Raw genomic sequence first — 17,329 nt, forward strand, 5'->3', positions numbered from 1 at the left:
ATAACTTAATGAAAAAAACAAACCTCAACATAGAGCTAAATACCATACAGCTAATGGCTGTAATTTAGCCACCAAGACCGCCACAAGCTTGTGTAATAAAGTCGTAACGCATATTATTGATAGATTGCATGGAGGATAAGTAGTTTGGTCATGAAAACCAGTAAGTTAAGCATTAGATTATTGTGGTATATAACACCTCTTGTTATTCTTCCTTTGCTATTTTTAGGTGGCTTTACGCTCACCAATGTAACTAATTCCACACAAAAACAAGCCGACCTCATTATGAGTCGATTTGTTGAACAGCAACAACAAAAAGTATTTAACTACATAGATTCTTTTCATTCAACGACCAAGTTACTTTCGACTTCTCCTGTACTTAGCGATTTTTTAGCAAATGATGTTCGCACCAATGGAAACTACACCCATCGATTAGGTGCTTTAATGGATGTATTTGCCAGCTACAGTGAAGCCTATCCTGACATAATTAGTATTAATTTAGTCTCAGCAAGTGGAAAAAGTGACGCCTATTATTCTAATAATCTAACAACGGCTCCAAAAAGCTATCCTTTTATAGATAAAGTAATGCAAAGTAATTTAAGCCAGCAACAGTTTATGAAACAAGAGGCTGATGGCACAACTAATTTGTATTTCATTCAACGAATTTACAGCGTTGATTACTACTTAAAGCGACCGCAACAACTTGGTTTTATTGTATTACATGTTGAGCCCTCAATACTTAACACCAGTATTTTAGAAGCGCCCTATAACAACACTCTCAACTTACTACTCACTAAAGACGGTAAAATATTATTTAGCTCTGACTACAATATGCGTGGGCAATATATAAGTGAATATGAGTTAAATAAAATACACGACTTAGCTGATATTGGCACCCTTTCTACTATTGAACTATCAAGCATTGATAAAATAGAACGGATGATTTTTGCAGTACAAATGAGTGGTGGTTATTACTACGTTTCGACTATTCCAAAAGCGGTACTTTACCAATCAGGCAAAGCAATAAGCCTAATAACGGGCTTAATTGTTATTATTTCGGTGATCACCCTGCCTATTTTGATTTTTGTGGTTGTTCGTAACTTACTACTAAATCCTATTGAGCTTTTAGGAGCAGCAAGTCATCGCGTAGGTGATGGTGATTTATCGGTGCATTTACCTGCACATACTAACGATGAAGTAGGTGTTTTATTTAACGACTTTAATCACATGGTTAATCAAATAAGGCACTATCAACAACAGTTAGAAGAATACAAACATCACTTAGAAGATAAAGTAGAAAGCCGTACAAAAGCACTTGAAGCAATGAACAGCCAACTTGAGCTTGCAATTAAACAAGCAGAGCAAGCTAACCAACTTAAAAGTCGCTTTTTAGCAAATATGAGTCACGAAATTCGTACACCGCTAACTGCTATTATGGGCTTTACAGAGCAACTATTACATAACGATAAAATAACCAACGACAAGCAACACCTTAGTACTATTTTACGTAACTCTAAGCATTTGTTAGAACTTATTAATAATATTTTAGATTTATCTAAAATAGAAGCTGAAAAGCTCGCGGTAGATCAATCACCAATTAACGTTGTGCAGCTAGTACACGATATAGAGTCTATTATTCAACCATTAGCACAAGAAAAACAATTAACACTTAATATTGACTACCAACTACCACTGCCGCGCACTATATTTAGCGACATTACTCGTTTAAAACAAATTCTTATAAATATAGCTAACAACGCAGTGAAGTTTACTGAGCAAGGTAGCGTGTCGATTTGTGTGCATTATCATAAACAAAAGCAAATGATTGAATTTGTAATCATAGATACCGGTATTGGTATGTCGAGTCATCAAATAGAACGTGTTTTTAAACCCTTCGAACAAGCTGATACGACAACAACTCGTCGCTTTGGCGGTACAGGGCTTGGGCTATGTATTTCTAAAAACTTGGCACAATTGCTTGGAGGTGATGTAGCGTTGCAAAGTGAGGTGGGTGTAGGGAGTCGTTTTTCTATTAGTGTGGCGTGTCACTTAGCAGGAAAAACACCTGAACTAGAGCTACTTACAGAGCAAAGCCAACTGACCCCAGAAAAAGATCCACTGCTATCATTTGCAAGCAACCACTTTGATGCAAATATACTCGTTGCCGAAGATAACCCAGATAACCAGCTATTAATTAAACTCTTATTACAAACGTGGGGTCTTGAGCCTGACATTGCTAGTAATGGCGCGCAAGCCGTAGAAATGGCACTCGTTAACGATTACCAATTAATTATTATGGATATGCAAATGCCGGTAATGGGCGGGCTTGAGGCAACTAAAATGCTGCGCCACGCAGCTTATGATGGACCCATCATCGCGTTAACCGCAAATGTGATGAACCACGATATAGGCACTTATTTAGAAGCCGGTTGCGACAAAGCACTTGGTAAACCAATAGATAAAGATGCACTAGAAAGCGTATTAGTAAGTTACTTACATCTTGAAAAAGACAATCAAAATAAATGGGATAGTTTGCTAGAGAGCGATGACTTTTTACGAATTGCAGATAACTATTTAGCTAACTTACCTACTTATTTAGTCGAGATAAAAGCATTGCAACACACTGATGATTACAAAACACTTCAAAGCGTTGCACACAGTATTAAAGGAAGCGCTGGGTGCTTTAACTTTGATGATATTTACCACAGTGCTGGCGCACTTGAAGACAACTTAAAAAGTAGCCAGAAAATGCCTGATAACGCGCTAATTGATACTTTAATCGCAGCTATAGAGCTCTCAATAAGCCAAAGAAATAAACAGGTATAAAGCTTAGATTATTTGGCTCCTAATGCGTTTTATACTTAGTTGTTCTAAATGAAAATATTTAACGACGTTATGGGTGATTTAATTCGTTAAATTACTCAAGTATTTATGGCTATTGGTATCGCTGCACATTAATCTAATTAACACCAAGACGCTTTTTAATACATCAAACCATAATGGTATTTAAATTTAATGCCTTTAGTCAGAATTTTTCGGTGAGTAAAAAGCAAATTCACACACCATATAGCTGAGCTATTGCGTTTTACTGAAAACCCAAACTTAACGCCATACCCATTAAAATAGCATCTTCAAAGCCATTTTTAGCTGGGTTATCACTTGGGTAATAGTTTTTACGAACTGACATTTCAATAAAGCCTGCGCGTTCATACAAGTTAATTGCACGTGAGTTAGATTCACGCACTTCTAAAAATAAGTTTTCAGCATTTTGCTGTTCACCATATTCAATAAACTGAGCTAGCAACTGCTTAGCAATCCCCTTTCCTTGTTGGTTTGGCATTACGCAAATATCCATAAGCGTAAAGTCAGGTCCTGCTTTTTCACCGATATAAAAACCAATCATGTTCGTCTCATCAAACGCGGCTACATTAAAGTAGCGCCCGCCTATGCATGAACTCATTGTATTTAAAGTCCACGGATGGCTATGACACGCTGTTTCTATCGCCATTAGTTGAGATATTGCGGTTTCGTCTACTGATTTAAAGTTTATCAAGGTGTTCACTCATTAAAGCCCATAAAGCGCGCTTATCGGCAGTGCTGAGCTGTGGTGTTGTAAGTACTAGCTGATCGTCATTTAATTGCATCTCAGCGCTTTGTACAACGCTGTTAATAGCAATTGGTACTGCTGCACGTTTAATATCTGCAAATAATTGTTCACAAAGCGCTATAGGCTCAAATACATTATTTTTTGGTGCAGTATCGGATGCATGACTATCTGCTGCAGCACTATCTGCAGAAAGACTATCAGCTGGAAATTTATCGGCTGGCTTAAAGTGTTTATTTAATTCGAGGTTTTCAATACCAAAAACAGCTGCGTACCGTGAATGCATAACGACTCGATGAAATTAGTAAGTAAGGTAATATAAGAATTAATAAATACGATGTAAAGAAGAAATGGCAGGGGCGGAGAGACTCGAACTCCCAACCATCGGTTTTGGAGACCGCTGTTCTACCAATTGGAACTACGCCCCTGCAATGACGACGAATTATAGAGAAGTTTCGCCAAAGGTAAAGAGAAAAATCACACTTTTAGTTCAACTGCCTTTTAAATAAACAAAACGGCGAATTAGCATGCTAATTCGCCGTTTTTTAATCACTTAACTTTAGTTAATAAAAACTAAAGTTAGTTATTCCCATTCAATAGTTGCTGGTGGCTTACCAGAAATATCGTAAACAACACGAGAAATACCATCTATTTCGTTAATGATACGGTTTGAAACCACACCTAAAAACTCATATGGTAAATGTGACCAACGCGCAGTCATAAAGTCGATTGTTTCTACACAACGAAGTGATACAACCCAATCGTACTTACGTGCATCGCCCATAACCCCTACCGATTTAACAGGTAAGAATACAGTAAATGCTTGGCTTACTTTATGGTAAAGCTCAGCTTTGTGAAGCTCTTCGATGAAAATCGCATCGGCGCGGCGTAATAAATCACAGTATTCTTTTTTAATTTCGCCAAGTACACGCACACCTAGACCAGGTCCAGGGAAAGGATGACGGTAAAGCATGTCGTACGGTAAACCGAGCTCTAGACCAATTTTACGTACTTCATCTTTAAATAACTCACGTAATGGCTCAACAAGGCCCATTTTCATGTCATCTGGTAATCCGCCCACATTGTGGTGAGATTTAATAACATGCGCTTTGCCTGTTGCAGATGCCGCAGATTCAATTACGTCAGGGTAAATTGTGCCTTGCGCTAGCCATTGTGCATTTTTAAGCTTTTTAGCTTGCTCATCAAACACATTAATAAACGTGTGGCCAATGGCTTTGCGCTTATCTTCTGGGTCTGACTTACCGGCAAGATCATTTAAAAACTGCTCTTCAGCTTCAACTTTAACAATGTTTAAGCCAAATTTATTACCAAACATGTCCATTACTTGTTGGCCTTCGTTTAAACGAAGTAAACCATTATCAACAAATACACATGTTAGCTTTTCGCCAATTGCACGATGAATAAGCATAGCCACAACTGATGAATCAACACCACCAGAAAGGCCTAAAATAACTTCGTCATCGCCGACTGTTTCTTTAATTCGCTCGATAGCATCATCGATAATTTTTGCAGCAGTCCACAATTTTTCACAGCCACAAATATCAATAGCAAAACGCTCTAATAAGCGCTGACCTTGATGTGTGTGCGTTACTTCTGGGTGAAACTGTACGCCGTAAAAACGTTTTTCTTCGTTAGACATTGCAGCATGTGGACAAGTAGATGTTTTAGCTGTTGTTGTAAAACCAGCTGGAATATTCATTACTTTGTCGCCATGGCTCATCCATACGTCAAGTACGCCGTTGCCGCCATCGGTGATACTGTCTTCAATCGCATCAAACAATGCACAATTACCTGCTTTTTCAACTTGTGCATAACCAAACTCTTTTTTATCAGAGCTGTGTACACTACCACCTAGTTGAGCTGCCATTGTTTGCATACCGTAGCAAATACCTAGTACAGGCACGCCTGCATTAAATACATACTCAGGAGCGCGCGGGCTGTTTTCAAGCGTTGTTGATTCTGGACCACCAGAAAGAATAATACCTTGTGGGTTGAACTCGCGGATTTGCTCTTCAGTCACATCCCATGCCCAAAGCTCACAGTAAACACCAATTTCGCGCACACGACGGGCAATTAATTGAGTGTATTGTGAACCAAAGTCTAAAATGAGAATTCGTGAATCGTGAATATCTTTGCTCATGGAGTATCTCGTAAAGTCAGATGCTAAATGCCGTTTGTTAATGTAAACGACTAAAAATAGGGCTTGCAAAGCAAGCCCAGTATATTAAATTAATTACGCTGCTTAACCTAAGCGGTAATTTGGTGCTTCTTTAGTGATTTGCACATCATGAACGTGCGACTCACCCATACCTGCTGAAGTAACACGTACAAACTGTGGTTTTGTATTTAGCTCTTCAATTGTGGCACAACCTGTTAAGCCCATAGCGCTACGTAAGCCGCCAACTTGCTGATGAATAATCGTTGCAATAGGACCTTTGTAAGCTACGCGACCTTCAATACCTTCTGGTACTAACTTGTCTGCTTCGTTTGACTTTTGGAAGTAACGATCTGATGAACCTTCTTTTTGATCCATCGCGCCTAACGAGCCCATACCACGGTAAGATTTATAGTAACGGCCTTGGTACAATTCAACTTCACCTGGCGCTTCTTCAGTACCAGCAAGCAGTGAACCCACCATTACACACGATGCACCAGCAACAAGTGCTTTAACAATATCGCCAGAAAAACGAATGCCACCATCAGCAATTACAGGAATGTCGCGACCTTTTAAGCCTTCAACAGCATCTGAAATAGCTGTAATTTGTGGAACGCCACAACCGGTAACAATACGTGTAGTACAGATAGAACCTGGACCTATACCTACTTTAACTGCATCGGCACCGGCATCAGCAAGTGCAACCGCGCCTTCAGCTGTTGCTATGTTGCCTGCAATAATTTGTAAGTCTGGGTACTCTCTACGCGTTTTAGTAACACGGTCAATAACACCTTGAGAGTGACCATGCGACGTATCGATAAGTAAAACATCAATACCCGCCTCTACTAATGCAGCAATACGCTCATCAGTACCCGCGCCAACACTTACAGCAGCACCTACACGTAAACGACCTTGGTCGTCTTTACATGCGTCAGGCTTGTCTTGGGCTTTTTGGTAATCTTTTACTGTGATCATGCCTTTAAGTTTAAATTCATCATCAACAACAAGGATTTTTTCAATGCGGTGTTCGTGCATTAAGCCTAAAATTTCTTCGCGTGCTGCGCCTTCTTTAACGGTAACAAGCTTTTCTTTTTTAGTCATAACGGTAGAAACTGGCTGTTCAAGCTTAGTTTCAAAACGCATATCACGGCTAGTAACAATACCTACAAGCACATTATTGCTATCGGTAACCGGAAAGCCTGAAAAACCTTTTTCATGCGAAAGATCAACTGCATCTGCAATTGTTAAATCGGCAGTAACCGTTACAGGGTAAGAAACAATACCTGCTTCGTAGGTTTTAACTTTACGTACGTTTTTCGCTTGTTCTTCAATAGTCATGTTTTTATGAATAAAACCAAGACCACCTTCTTGCGCAAGGGCAATAGCTAAACGAGCTTCTGTAACAGTATCCATAGATGCTGAAATAAGTGGCAAGTTAAGTTTTATTCCACGCGTTAAGCGAGTTGAAATATTTGCCGTATGTGGCAAAACAGTAGAATGACCAGGTACTAAAAGTACGTCATCAAAGGTAAGAGCTTCTTTAGCGATTCTAAGCATTTTGGCAACTTCTCACATGTGGATATAAGATAAGGAATTGCGACCAAATTTTAACAGCGTTGTTGTCACTAGTAAATAATATTTCGCAAATATTTATGATAATATAGCTTTATAAATAGTTTTAGGTTGTTTTTTATGTTTTCGAAGTCTTCAAAAGCAGTTTACACCGTGTCGCGCCTTAATAGAGAAATTCGCACACTCCTTGAGCAAGGCTTTGCCTCATTAATACTAACTGGCGAAATTTCTAACTTTATTACCCCCGCATCTGGTCATTGGTATTTTTCGTTGAAAGACGATAAAGCGCAAATTAAAGCAGCCATGTGGCGAGGAAATAATCGCAACCAAAGCTACCACCCAGCAAATGGCGCACAAGTAACTGTAAAAGCACGCGTATCACTTTATGAACCACGCGGTGACTATCAGCTTATTGTTGAACATATGGAACCCGCCGGCGAAGGTCAGCTAAAGCAAGAATTTGATGCGCTTAAAATGCGCTTAGCCGCCGAGGGATTATTTAGCTCAGTTCACAAACAGCCATTACCGCAAAATATTAACCGTATTGGTGTTATTACCTCAGCAACAGGCGCTGCCATAAAAGATATTTTAACGGTACTTAAACGCCGTGCGCCGCAGCTAGAGGTAATCATTTACCCTGCTATGGTACAAGGCAAAGAAGCGCATCTACATTTAATTAATCAAATTGACTTAGCCAATGCTCGTGATGAAGTAGACGTTCTTATTTTAGGACGCGGCGGTGGTTCACTTGAAGATTTATGGTGTTTTAACCACGAACAACTCGCCCGTGCTATTTATAAAAGTGAATTACCCATAGTAAGTGCGGTAGGCCACGAAATAGATACCACTATTAGTGACTATGTTGCCGATGTTCGCGCAGCGACTCCATCAGCCGCAGCTGAGCTTGTAAGCCCTAATACGCAAGAGTTACACAACAAGGTAACGCAATTAGTTAATCGTTTATCTAACGCATTTAAGCACGACATTGCTGACAAACGCGCACTTGCAATGCAACTACAGCATCGTCTTAATTTGTGTCATCCGCGCAATCAGCTTAATCAAAAATCACAACGCTTGGATGAGCTAAGCATTGCGCTGCAACAAGCTATGCGTAATCGTTTATATCAGCAAGAACGCGCACTTAATAACTTAACGCCGCGCTTAATGCGCCAATCACCCGATAAAAAACTAGCTACAGCAAACCATATGCTCGCGCAGTTACAAGCAAGGCTAAAGCAAGCCATGCAGCACCAGTTGCAACAAGCCAATAATAATTTAGCAATGCAAGCTAGTAGGTTAGACTCGGTAAGCCCGCTCAATGTACTAGCGCGCGGTTATAGCATTACAAAAAACGAAAAAAACAGAGTAGTTAAATCAATTAGTGATGTAAAAAAAGATGACATACTCGTTACTGAACTCGTTGATGGGGCTATACATTCAAGAGTTGTGGGCTAGCAACTTTTTACTATATAAGCACCTACTCTTTGGTGCTCACTGTAAATTCTATTCGCTCATCGGTAGAGCTTGATGAAGTCATTTTAAATTGTTGCCACCAAGGCATAGTTACTAACTTATCATTAAGCTCTCGCCACTGCGCATGACCTTGCTCATTATTTTTATCAGCTAGTAATTCAAATTTACAAATTGTTTGTTTACAGGTTATATAATTTAACTGGGCGTTGTTACTTAAATCACTCACGATTAAAAAGTCAGTAAGTGCGGTTTCTACATCAAAACTCCACAACGTGTTTTCGCTTTCTTCATCAAACTTATCATCAAGTTGTTTTGTAAAATCAGCCCCCTCTAAACGGCCTTGTTTTAACTGTTGTTGAGTAAGTTTTAGCTGCTTTTTTGTTACTGCTAATTCATTACTTAATGCACTAATCGTCTCAACGTGTTCTTGTTCTACTGGTTGTTGGAATGCTTTGCGCTCAGTGTTTACAAAAGGCTTTTGGACTGGCTTATTACTATTTACTTCAATAATAATATTTTGATCAGTATGTGCAGATTGAGCTGTTTTATTATTTGATGGAGTATACAAATGCAAAAAGTAACCACTTGCTAACCCTACTCCCATAAAAAAGCTGAGTACAATTGCAAATAAGTTACTTTTATGTGGCATCTGTTTTACTTAAATTTATAGCATTGCACTAGTATGCGATGCGTTTTGAGGCTCTTGTTGAGTCAAAAAGTTTTGGTTCATACTTTGCGCCGGACACTCACAATCCGGTCGACCAATAATTTTAGCGGGTACGCCAACAGCGGTTGTGTGCGGTGGAACATTGCTAAGTACAACGGAGCCCGCACCAATTCGTGCGCCCTCACCTACTTCAATATTACCAAGTACTTTAGCGCCGGCGCCAATTAATACGCCCGCTCTAATTTTAGGATGACGATCACCCTGCTCATTACCCGTACCGCCAAGCGTTACAGATTGCAAAATTGATACGTTATCTTCAATTACCGCTGTTTCACCAATAACAATACCGGTTGCGTGGTCAAACATAATGCCTTTACCTACTTTACATGCTGGGTGAATATCAACCCCAAACACTTCAGAGTTACGGCTTTGAATAAAGCGCGCTAGCTCTTTGCGGTTTTGTTGCCACAAGCAATTAGCCAAACGGTGCGCCTGAATAGCATGAAAACCTTTTAGATTTAATATAACCGTAAGATAGGTTTCTGATGCCGGATCGCGGTCTTTTACCGCTTTAATATCCTCAGCAACAAAAGATAGCATACGGTCACATTTTACAAATGCTTGGTCGAACAACTCTCGGATAGTGAATGCAGATACCACCGCATCAGCCAACTTATTAGCAACAATAAAGCTCAATGCCGAACCTAAACAATCATGATTCAAAATGCATGAATAAACATGACTTGCTAATAATGGTTCACGTTTTACTACATCGTTAGCTTCGTCGCGAAGCTGTTGCCAAATTGCATGACGCATAATACTGCACTGCCTTAAGTTGATATAAAATAGCCTTTTTCCAAGTCTAACGGATTTAAAGCCTAAGGTGTTAATCCCTTAGTTATTTGTTCTAGTTATTAGATATAACATCTTTAATGTCATTTATTTTATCTTTTAACTTTCGTGGGTTCTCAAATGAAGGGAAATATCTCATATCCTCCCATTGATACCTTTTAAGGCTTTTATAATTTTCACAATATTGTTCAGCATAAACATTTATCCAAAAAGATTGCTCTTTAGTTAGATATCCTCGTAAGCGATAAAAATACTTACCTGTAATTTCTTGAAAGTGTCCGCTTTTTTTTGCAAGCTCTATCACTTCCTCAAATAAAAGAGCAAGTAATTCACTCTCTTTTTCAAATATCCCCTGATACTTCTCGCTCTTAATTATTTTACTTGCTTGCTTCGAATAGAACTCATCAATCTCAGACTCTATTCCTGTAAATGGTATGTTACATAATTCATCTGTAATCTTAGTAAAGTAACTTGAATCACTTTCTAGTTTTTTCTCTACACTTTTCTCTAGATCGCTAGCTAATTGAGCAAAAAGGCTATTAAATAATTGCTGCTCTACTTGTGAAACAACCTGTTGATGATGCCTTGCATTTTGACGAAGAACACTCCTATGTGCTCTTTGGTTTTTTCCATTTGTTTGAATCAAAATTATAACTGTAAAAAACGCGAGAACAGGGCTTAACATTCCACCGAAGTATGTCGCCATTACCCCCCATTCGGATTGTGTATCCCAAAAACCAAAACCAAATTTAATAATATATGGCAAACCAATTATTAGAAAAAAAGCTACTATAAAAAGATAGACATTAAGAGGTTTATTTAAAAATTTACACATACTAATTCCTTTTAACCTTATCAAAAAATACATATTACTAAAAAATTATTCAAAATATAAAAATGCCCCAATGTATGGGGCATTTAAATTATCTTAATTTATAACTATTTAAACCTTCATTGAAATACTTTATCGACTTTCATCACTTCAATATTGTTTGCAGGAATTGCCAGTTTATAATCGGCAATCACTTTATCCTCAGCAACCAACTCAGCAGGTTTATTAGTGTTATAAACCATTGGTGATGTTTGCTGCGACGCTAAACGTTTTTGCATATCAGCGCCGTCTGCGGTTATAAACACATATTGAACATTGTCTGTTTGTAAGTTTTCTTTAATAACGCGATTAACATCAGCAACGCTTAACGTTTTAAGTTTGTTAGTTACGTAACTTACAAAGCTATCTGTGTTGTAAAATTCGCTATCAAGTGCGTAACCTAATTGGCGGTTTTGACTTGCAACCATTTGCGGCACAAAGTTAATTAAAAAGTTACGCGTAGCTTCAAAGTCATCTTCGCTCATACCATTTTTAATTAGCTTATCTAGCTCAAACAAGGCTGTACGAGTTGCAAAGTGCGCATCGTTATTAGAGCGAAGTGGACGTAACCACACTTGAAAAATTTGTTCAGAGCGGCCTAGGTTTGCATCAGGTTTGGTTTGAAACATACCACGTGGAAAGTATTCAATGTATGCGTAATCGCCATAGTTCATGCCGCGAGTTTCACGAATGCGCTCATATAAAAAGCTGTTAGAACTACGGTGCTCACCAAAGTACGAACGCACAAGCCAAAGGGCTGTCCAGTCTTCGCTGCTTCTTATTGTATCTATAGGAAAACCAAACGATACCGCAGTCGATTGCGCCGACTTTTCTACAATAGTTGCATGATGACCTTTAAGCTCTGGCGCATCAGGAATACTTAAACGACTTTGCTCACCTTTTGGTAGTGTTGCAAAGTCGCTCATCATTTTAGCTTTAAGTTTTGCAGGCACAGCCCCAATTAAGCCAACCGTGAGTTTAGATTGCGTAAGCTCGCTGTTATAAAACGCTTTAACGTCATCCAGCGTCAACGCTTCTAAATCAGAAATATCACCGTAGTTGTAGCTTTCGTAAGGATGATTTTTGTAAAGCGCGCTGTATAGCACTTCTTTGCCTAGCTCTTCATCGTTAGATGCTTTTAAGCCTGATTTAATGCCGTCGATCATTTCTTTTTTAAGGCGCTTAAAGTCATCGTCTCTAAAGCCTGGGTTTAGTAATTGATCGCTCACAAGTGCATACCACTGCGCCGCGTTATCTTTATGAATACGCCCTTGAAACGACAGCATTTCTTTATCTATTTGATAACCAAAACTACCCGCAAGCGGATAAAGTGCTTTTTGAATATCTTTGTAGCTTGTCGCCTGCGAACCACCTTGTGCAAGCATAGCCGCAGTTAACGCAGCAACGCCTTTTTTGCCTTGAGGGTCGGCAGCCGCACCGGTATTGAATAAAAAGTTAACATCAATTAATGGCGAGCTATTCGTTTTATCAAGTACTTTAAATACAGGTGCCGCAGGTGCTTGTTCAAGCTTTGCAGTAAGCGCATTTAAATCAACTTCTTGCTCAAACCCTGGGGCTTTATCAAGTGCCGACATCGTTAATGTGGTACGTGCATTATCAGTAAAGTATTTATTAGCAACGGCTTTAATATCTGCGCTAGTAATGTTATCAGCCGATTTATACAACTGGTTTATAACCTCAGGATCGCGCTCAAAGTGCATGTAGCTTGCAAGGGTTGAAGCAATCGCTTGCGATGAATCTAAGCCATTAATAAAGCTGTATTTAAGGTTTGATTTTAAATCATTCAGCTTTTGCTCATCAACAAGCTCTGTACGTGCTTTTGCATAAGTGCGGTTAATAGCATCGCGCGCAGTGGCTAAATCGTCTGCGTTTTCTACTTTAACAAATACGTGTAATAAACCCGGATCTTTAGTCTCTGGGTTATAGGTAAACATTTGGCTGGCAATTTGTTTGTCGACCACGAGCTCTTGATATAAATCAGAGTTATTTGAAAAATAAAGCTGTGAGATTAAATCAAGTGCTGCTCTGTCTTTTTTAGCAGGCTCCCACGCAGCGCCTTTGTACGATACAAGCAACCAATGCCCTGGTAGCGCTTCATCTTGCTGGTGCAAATATTTTGGTGCTTGTTGCACAGGCTCTGCTTTAATGTCAGCAACGTAGTTACCTTTTTTCCAGCTGCCCCAATGATTTTTAACCATTGCCATTGTTGCTTGTGGATCTACATCGCCCACAATTACCAGCGATACATACTCAGGCTTATAAAATTTAGCAAAAAACTCTTTACCGTACGCCATTTGATCAGGCATCGCTTCTATGTCTTTAAAAAAGCCCATAGTGGTGTGTTTATACGTGTGCTTATCAAACGCTTCTTCGCGTACAGCGCTTAATAATTTACGAACTGGGCTCGCATTGTTTTTTAAGTACTCACCTTTTACCGTTTGTGCTTCGGTTCTAAATTGCTCTTCGGTGTAGGTTAAGTTTTGAAATATATCAGCTTCAAGCTCAAGTACTTTATCAAGATGCTGCTTTGAAAAGTTTAAATAGTAGTTGGTGTAATCGTTTGTTGTGTACGCGCGGTTATCAACACCTGAATTTTTTAATATGTCTGAATACACATCTTCAGGGTATTTTTGTGAGCCTTTAAACATCATGTGTTCAAAAAAGTGAGCAAAACCTGTTTTGCCCTCTTCAACTTCGTTACGCGATCCAACCGATACCGGAATTTGCAGCGACACGACATCGGGGTAATCGGTTTTAACAACCATTACGCGTAAGCCGTTTTCTAGTTCTTCAATTAAGTAATCTTGTGAAAAAACACGATCATCAGCTTTATTTACTTGTTCTTGTTGTGCTGTTGTTTGCGTGCTTTGGTTTTGCTGCATGGCGCAACCGGTTAACGCCAGCGATACCGCTAAGCTGGTTGCTAATAATTTAAATTTCATTGTTGTCCCTTTTTAAATTGAGCAAATTTATTGTTAGATTATTAATACGATTATGCCTTAAAGCGAGTAAATGTAAGAGCTTTGGCCCATTTTTTATGTAAACAACTGTGTCAATCAGCCAGTTTATTAAATTATCAGTATGAATATTCTTCATCTAAGTTGAAAAACTTTCATTAAATAAATCTATCTAGACGTCTAAATGGCTGCTATATTAAATCCATCAACACGCACTTGGCTGGAATGAGGATTATGGCTTTATCATTAAAAGAGAAAATAGAGGACACCAAACAAGGTGTTTATCTTATTGGTACTACGCCGCCTAAAATTGGTACCGATAAAGCGCAATTAAAAATCATTGCAGAAAAGCTATTGGGTCGCTTACACGAAATTGAATACGACGGTGTAATAATTTACGACATTCAAGACGAAAGCAGTCGTACAAATCAAGCGCGTCCATTTGCGTTTAAACAAACCGTTGATCCGCGTGAATACAGCCATTTAATTCGTAATTTATCTGCACAAGATGTAATTACTTATAAAAGTGTGGCGCAGCGTGGCGTAGGTGAATTTAAAGATTGGTTAAGTGAAACTAAAAACGACTACGATTTACAAAATGTAGTTTTAGTAGGTAGCCCGTCATCGGTAGGCGATATCAAGTTAAGCCTGCCTGATGCATATAAAGCATTGGCTGAGCAATCAGATGATTTCTTTTTAGGTGGCGTTACTATTGCTGAGCGCCATTCAAGCAAACGAAATGAGCATGAACGATTAATAGAAAAAACGGCACAAGGTTGTCAGTTTTTTATATCGCAAGCTGTTTACGACGCACAAGCGACTATAGAGCTAATTACTAGCTACGCACGTACATGTAAAGCACAAGGTATTACACCTCAACGTATTATATTAACGTTTACCCCGTGCGGCGGCGAAAAAACCTTAGACTTTATGCAATGGTTGGGTATTTCAGTGCCAGAAGCGACAAAATGGCGCATGCTTGATGCAGACAATACTCTAAGCGAATCAGTGCGTATTTGCCGCGAAAACCTCGACTTAATAATTAAAAGCTGTGCGCATTTAGATGTGCCGCTGGGTTTAAATATTGAAAGCTTAACAAACCGTAAAGAAGAAATTGACGCGTCAATTAACTTATATCGTTTATTAAAGGCAACAATGGAATTAAACCTAGCCGAAAAGCTAATAGCTTAAAGCCAAGGCTAAAACAAATTCCCCCCCTTCTTGGCAAGCCTCATGGCTTGCTTTTTTAATTCAGCTTAAATTAAAAACGATCATGAGCTTGTAATTAAGCTCATAATTCAACCTCCCTTAACTTGCTGATTGACCTTGTAATTAATATGGCAGTACTATCACTTAATTGTGAACCATAGAGCGTTAAAGTTTTTTGTAAATGATAATCGTAGGTAGGGAAGTCAGATAAATGGAATCAATTAATTTAACACTCAAAATTATGAGTGAACTATATGCAGGTAGCTGTTTAGAGTTGGCAGCGAACAACGCTCTCTACAACATTTCTAATATTATAACTTATATAGCCACAGTATTAGTTACACTAACGGCTATAGCGCTTCCGCTAACACAACAGTCATTACAATGGATGGAGGACAAGTACGACTCTGAAAATGTAGTTAAATACTTAAATGACAAAGCACCCATCCAAGCTAATTCAATAGTACCAAGAGTACTAATATACTTACTGTTTTCTCTAATCTATTTTTTGGCACACGAACTTTTACCAATACCTTTAAAAGCGTTCTTCTTTATCACTATCATTACCTATTTTGCATATGTCGTAGTAATGTATTCTAGGTATTTTGCTTACATATTTAAGAACCTGAGTAGTACGACGTACATATATGAAAAAATATTAGAAAAAACTGAGAGTCCAGATGAAATCACAGTCACTGAAATCGCAGTTTTAATGGATATTGAAAAAATTAGATTAATCAAAAAACATGAGATTAATGAGTTAAGCATTCAAGCTAGAGATCTTGGATATTTATTAAAAAAATCAGATACTCCTGAGTCTATAGAAAGTATGAATACCTATCTTAATAGCTTATATAAAATTTTATATAGCTTACCTAAAACAGCGTCAGAGGAGAAATATACAAAAACAGCTAACTTCTTATCTTATCTGACATTTCAGCTACTTGGTGATTCAAAACATGATATATCTTTAAGTAGATTAAATGAAATTATAGTGTGGGTTGAGAACAAAAGAGGCGATACATATAAACCGCTTACTTCAGGTAGGTTTTTAATTGAATTCGTATATCTTAAGAACAGAGCTAATATTTGCATTCCTGACTTAATAAAGTATTTGGGAACTTTGATATGGCATTCTAAAAAAGAAAATATACAGATAATAAAAGAGCTTTATAAAAATATTTGTAAATCATTATGGGAGAGAGAGAAAAATGACTCTTATTTTTACTTTTCCTTTCACTTCAAAATAGGTGAGCACTTATACAAAACTGACTTACACAAAGAACTAGAAGAATTATTTAAAAATAATGAATCAAAGATCACTAAATCTCAGATCACGTTAGCCCTAAAAAATGCGGGCGTTCAGGATGACAAAAAAGTCGATGAATTTATGCTAGAAATTTGGGACAACGAATATGTTAAAGCTGCAAAACAGTTAACATATACTTTCCTTCTGTGTTTCTATAATAACGAGAGTCACCTTCTAACAATAAGGAATATAAATAACCCAATAAAAACAAATTTTAACAACCTTACATCAGAGCTATTACCGAGTTCGATAGATAAAATATTTTTGTACCTGTTGAATTCAGAAAAGTTAGATTATTTTGACTTTGAAGATTCACCAAGAGAAAACATAATTCATTCATCAGGTGTGCTCCTAATCTACGAGGTTATTAAATGCCTTTATAATAAAAATGAACCTTTATTTTCTTGTAAGCAACTCCAATATCAGGACTTAAGTATTCTGCTATATTCAGCTAAAAGACTAGAGATTATTGTAAAAAACATTGTATTGATTAACGAAGTATCTCATTTCATATTAAGTCATTACCCAGGGCAAGATCACGAACTTTACCTTGACTTCAAAGTATGATCTTATACTCCTTTTTACAAGGAGCATTCTCATGCTTGATATTCAGCTATTTAA

General features: G+C 38.1%; 12 protein-coding genes and 1 tRNA gene. 4 read left to right on the forward strand and 9 right to left on the reverse strand.

The annotated features are described in order from the left end of the window. Nucleotides 1–150 precede the first annotated feature (150 nt). The gene (locus GQR56_RS09315) at nucleotides 151–2,823 is read left to right on the forward strand and encodes a sensor histidine kinase (protein ID WP_166110662.1); all 2,673 of its coding nucleotides are present in this window, start codon (nucleotides 151–153) and stop codon (nucleotides 2,821–2,823) included. A 259-nt stretch (nucleotides 2,824–3,082) separates the two neighbouring features. Here the strand turns inward: GQR56_RS09315 and rimI are convergent, their stop codons facing one another. From rimI to guaB, 5 genes are all read right to left on the reverse strand, one after another. Beyond that, complete coding sequence (gene rimI / locus GQR56_RS09320; RefSeq protein WP_024612331.1) at nucleotides 3,083–3,550, reverse strand: ribosomal protein S18-alanine N-acetyltransferase; 468 nt, start codon at nucleotides 3,548–3,550, stop codon at nucleotides 3,083–3,085. Then, nucleotides 3,537–3,887 (reverse strand): hypothetical protein, encoded by a 351-nt coding sequence (locus GQR56_RS09325; RefSeq protein WP_166110665.1) that lies wholly within the window; start codon nucleotides 3,885–3,887, stop codon nucleotides 3,537–3,539. The genes rimI and GQR56_RS09325 overlap by 14 nt, the downstream gene beginning before the upstream one ends. A gap of 65 nt (nucleotides 3,888–3,952) precedes the next feature. Next, nucleotides 3,953–4,029 (reverse strand) — tRNA-Trp (locus tag GQR56_RS09330). A 155-nt stretch (nucleotides 4,030–4,184) separates the two neighbouring features. Continuing rightward, complete coding sequence (gene guaA, locus GQR56_RS09335) at nucleotides 4,185–5,762, reverse strand: glutamine-hydrolyzing GMP synthase (protein ID WP_024612329.1); 1,578 nt, start codon at nucleotides 5,760–5,762, stop codon at nucleotides 4,185–4,187. Nucleotides 5,763–5,864: 102 nt separating this feature from the next. Then, on the reverse strand, nucleotides 5,865–7,334 hold the full coding sequence (gene guaB / locus GQR56_RS09340) for an IMP dehydrogenase (protein WP_024612328.1): 1,470 nt from the start codon (nucleotides 7,332–7,334) through the stop codon (nucleotides 5,865–5,867). Nucleotides 7,335–7,469: 135 nt separating this feature from the next. Here guaB and xseA point away from each other — a divergent pair, with 135 nt between their 5' ends. Next, a complete protein-coding gene (gene xseA, locus GQR56_RS09345; protein ID WP_166110668.1) occupies nucleotides 7,470–8,804 on the forward strand; it encodes an exodeoxyribonuclease VII large subunit in 1,335 nt (444 codons plus the stop codon). Nucleotides 8,805–8,826: 22 nt separating this feature from the next. Here xseA and GQR56_RS09350 read toward each other — a convergent pair whose 3' ends face one another. From GQR56_RS09350 to GQR56_RS09365, 4 genes are all read right to left on the reverse strand, one after another. After that, a complete protein-coding gene (locus tag GQR56_RS09350; protein WP_166110671.1) occupies nucleotides 8,827–9,471 on the reverse strand; it encodes a hypothetical protein in 645 nt (214 codons plus the stop codon). Nucleotides 9,472–9,486: 15 nt separating this feature from the next. Next, nucleotides 9,487–10,305 carry a serine O-acetyltransferase gene (gene cysE / locus GQR56_RS09355; protein ID WP_166110674.1) on the reverse strand — a complete coding sequence of 273 codons (819 nt, stop codon included), beginning with the start codon at nucleotides 10,303–10,305 and terminating at the stop codon, nucleotides 9,487–9,489. A gap of 91 nt (nucleotides 10,306–10,396) precedes the next feature. Next, a complete protein-coding gene (locus GQR56_RS09360; RefSeq protein ID WP_166110677.1) occupies nucleotides 10,397–11,176 on the reverse strand; it encodes a hypothetical protein in 780 nt (259 codons plus the stop codon). A 116-nt stretch (nucleotides 11,177–11,292) separates the two neighbouring features. Beyond that, nucleotides 11,293–14,175: a pitrilysin family protein gene (locus GQR56_RS09365; RefSeq protein ID WP_166110679.1), complete on the reverse strand. Its 2,883-nt coding sequence runs from the start codon at nucleotides 14,173–14,175 to the stop codon at nucleotides 11,293–11,295. A gap of 249 nt (nucleotides 14,176–14,424) precedes the next feature. Here GQR56_RS09365 and GQR56_RS09370 point away from each other — a divergent pair, with 249 nt between their 5' ends. Together GQR56_RS09370 and GQR56_RS09375 are read left to right on the forward strand one after the other, a co-directional pair. Further along, nucleotides 14,425–15,381 carry a methylenetetrahydrofolate reductase gene (locus tag GQR56_RS09370; RefSeq protein ID WP_166110682.1) on the forward strand — a complete coding sequence of 319 codons (957 nt, stop codon included), beginning with the start codon at nucleotides 14,425–14,427 and terminating at the stop codon, nucleotides 15,379–15,381. Nucleotides 15,382–15,610: 229 nt separating this feature from the next. Next, a complete protein-coding gene (locus GQR56_RS09375) occupies nucleotides 15,611–17,275 on the forward strand; it encodes a hypothetical protein (RefSeq protein WP_166110685.1) in 1,665 nt (554 codons plus the stop codon). Nucleotides 17,276–17,329: the final 54 nt, after the last annotated feature.

This window comes from Pseudoalteromonas sp. Z9A5, from assembly GCF_011378875.1.
Classification (GTDB): domain Bacteria; phylum Pseudomonadota; class Gammaproteobacteria; order Enterobacterales; family Alteromonadaceae; genus Pseudoalteromonas.

Coding starts and splice junctions, on each gene's coding strand:
- GQR56_RS09315 (WP_166110662.1), top strand. CDS start 151: ATGAAAACCAGTAAGTTAAGCATTAGATTATTGTGGTATATAACACCT.
- GQR56_RS09325 (WP_166110665.1), bottom strand. CDS start 3,887: ATGCATTCACGGTACGCAGCTGTTTTTGGTATTGAAAACCTCGAATTA.
- guaA (WP_024612329.1), bottom strand. CDS start 5,762: ATGAGCAAAGATATTCACGATTCACGAATTCTCATTTTAGACTTTGGT.
- guaB (WP_024612328.1), bottom strand. CDS start 7,334: ATGCTTAGAATCGCTAAAGAAGCTCTTACCTTTGATGACGTACTTTTA.
- xseA (WP_166110668.1), top strand. CDS start 7,470: ATGTTTTCGAAGTCTTCAAAAGCAGTTTACACCGTGTCGCGCCTTAAT.
- GQR56_RS09350 (WP_166110671.1), bottom strand. CDS start 9,471: ATGCCACATAAAAGTAACTTATTTGCAATTGTACTCAGCTTTTTTATG.
- cysE (WP_166110674.1), bottom strand. CDS start 10,305: ATGCGTCATGCAATTTGGCAACAGCTTCGCGACGAAGCTAACGATGTA.
- GQR56_RS09360 (WP_166110677.1), bottom strand. CDS start 11,176: ATGTGTAAATTTTTAAATAAACCTCTTAATGTCTATCTTTTTATAGTA.
- GQR56_RS09365 (WP_166110679.1), bottom strand. CDS start 14,175: ATGAAATTTAAATTATTAGCAACCAGCTTAGCGGTATCGCTGGCGTTA.
- GQR56_RS09370 (WP_166110682.1), top strand. CDS start 14,425: ATGGCTTTATCATTAAAAGAGAAAATAGAGGACACCAAACAAGGTGTT.
- GQR56_RS09375 (WP_166110685.1), top strand. CDS start 15,611: ATGGAATCAATTAATTTAACACTCAAAATTATGAGTGAACTATATGCA.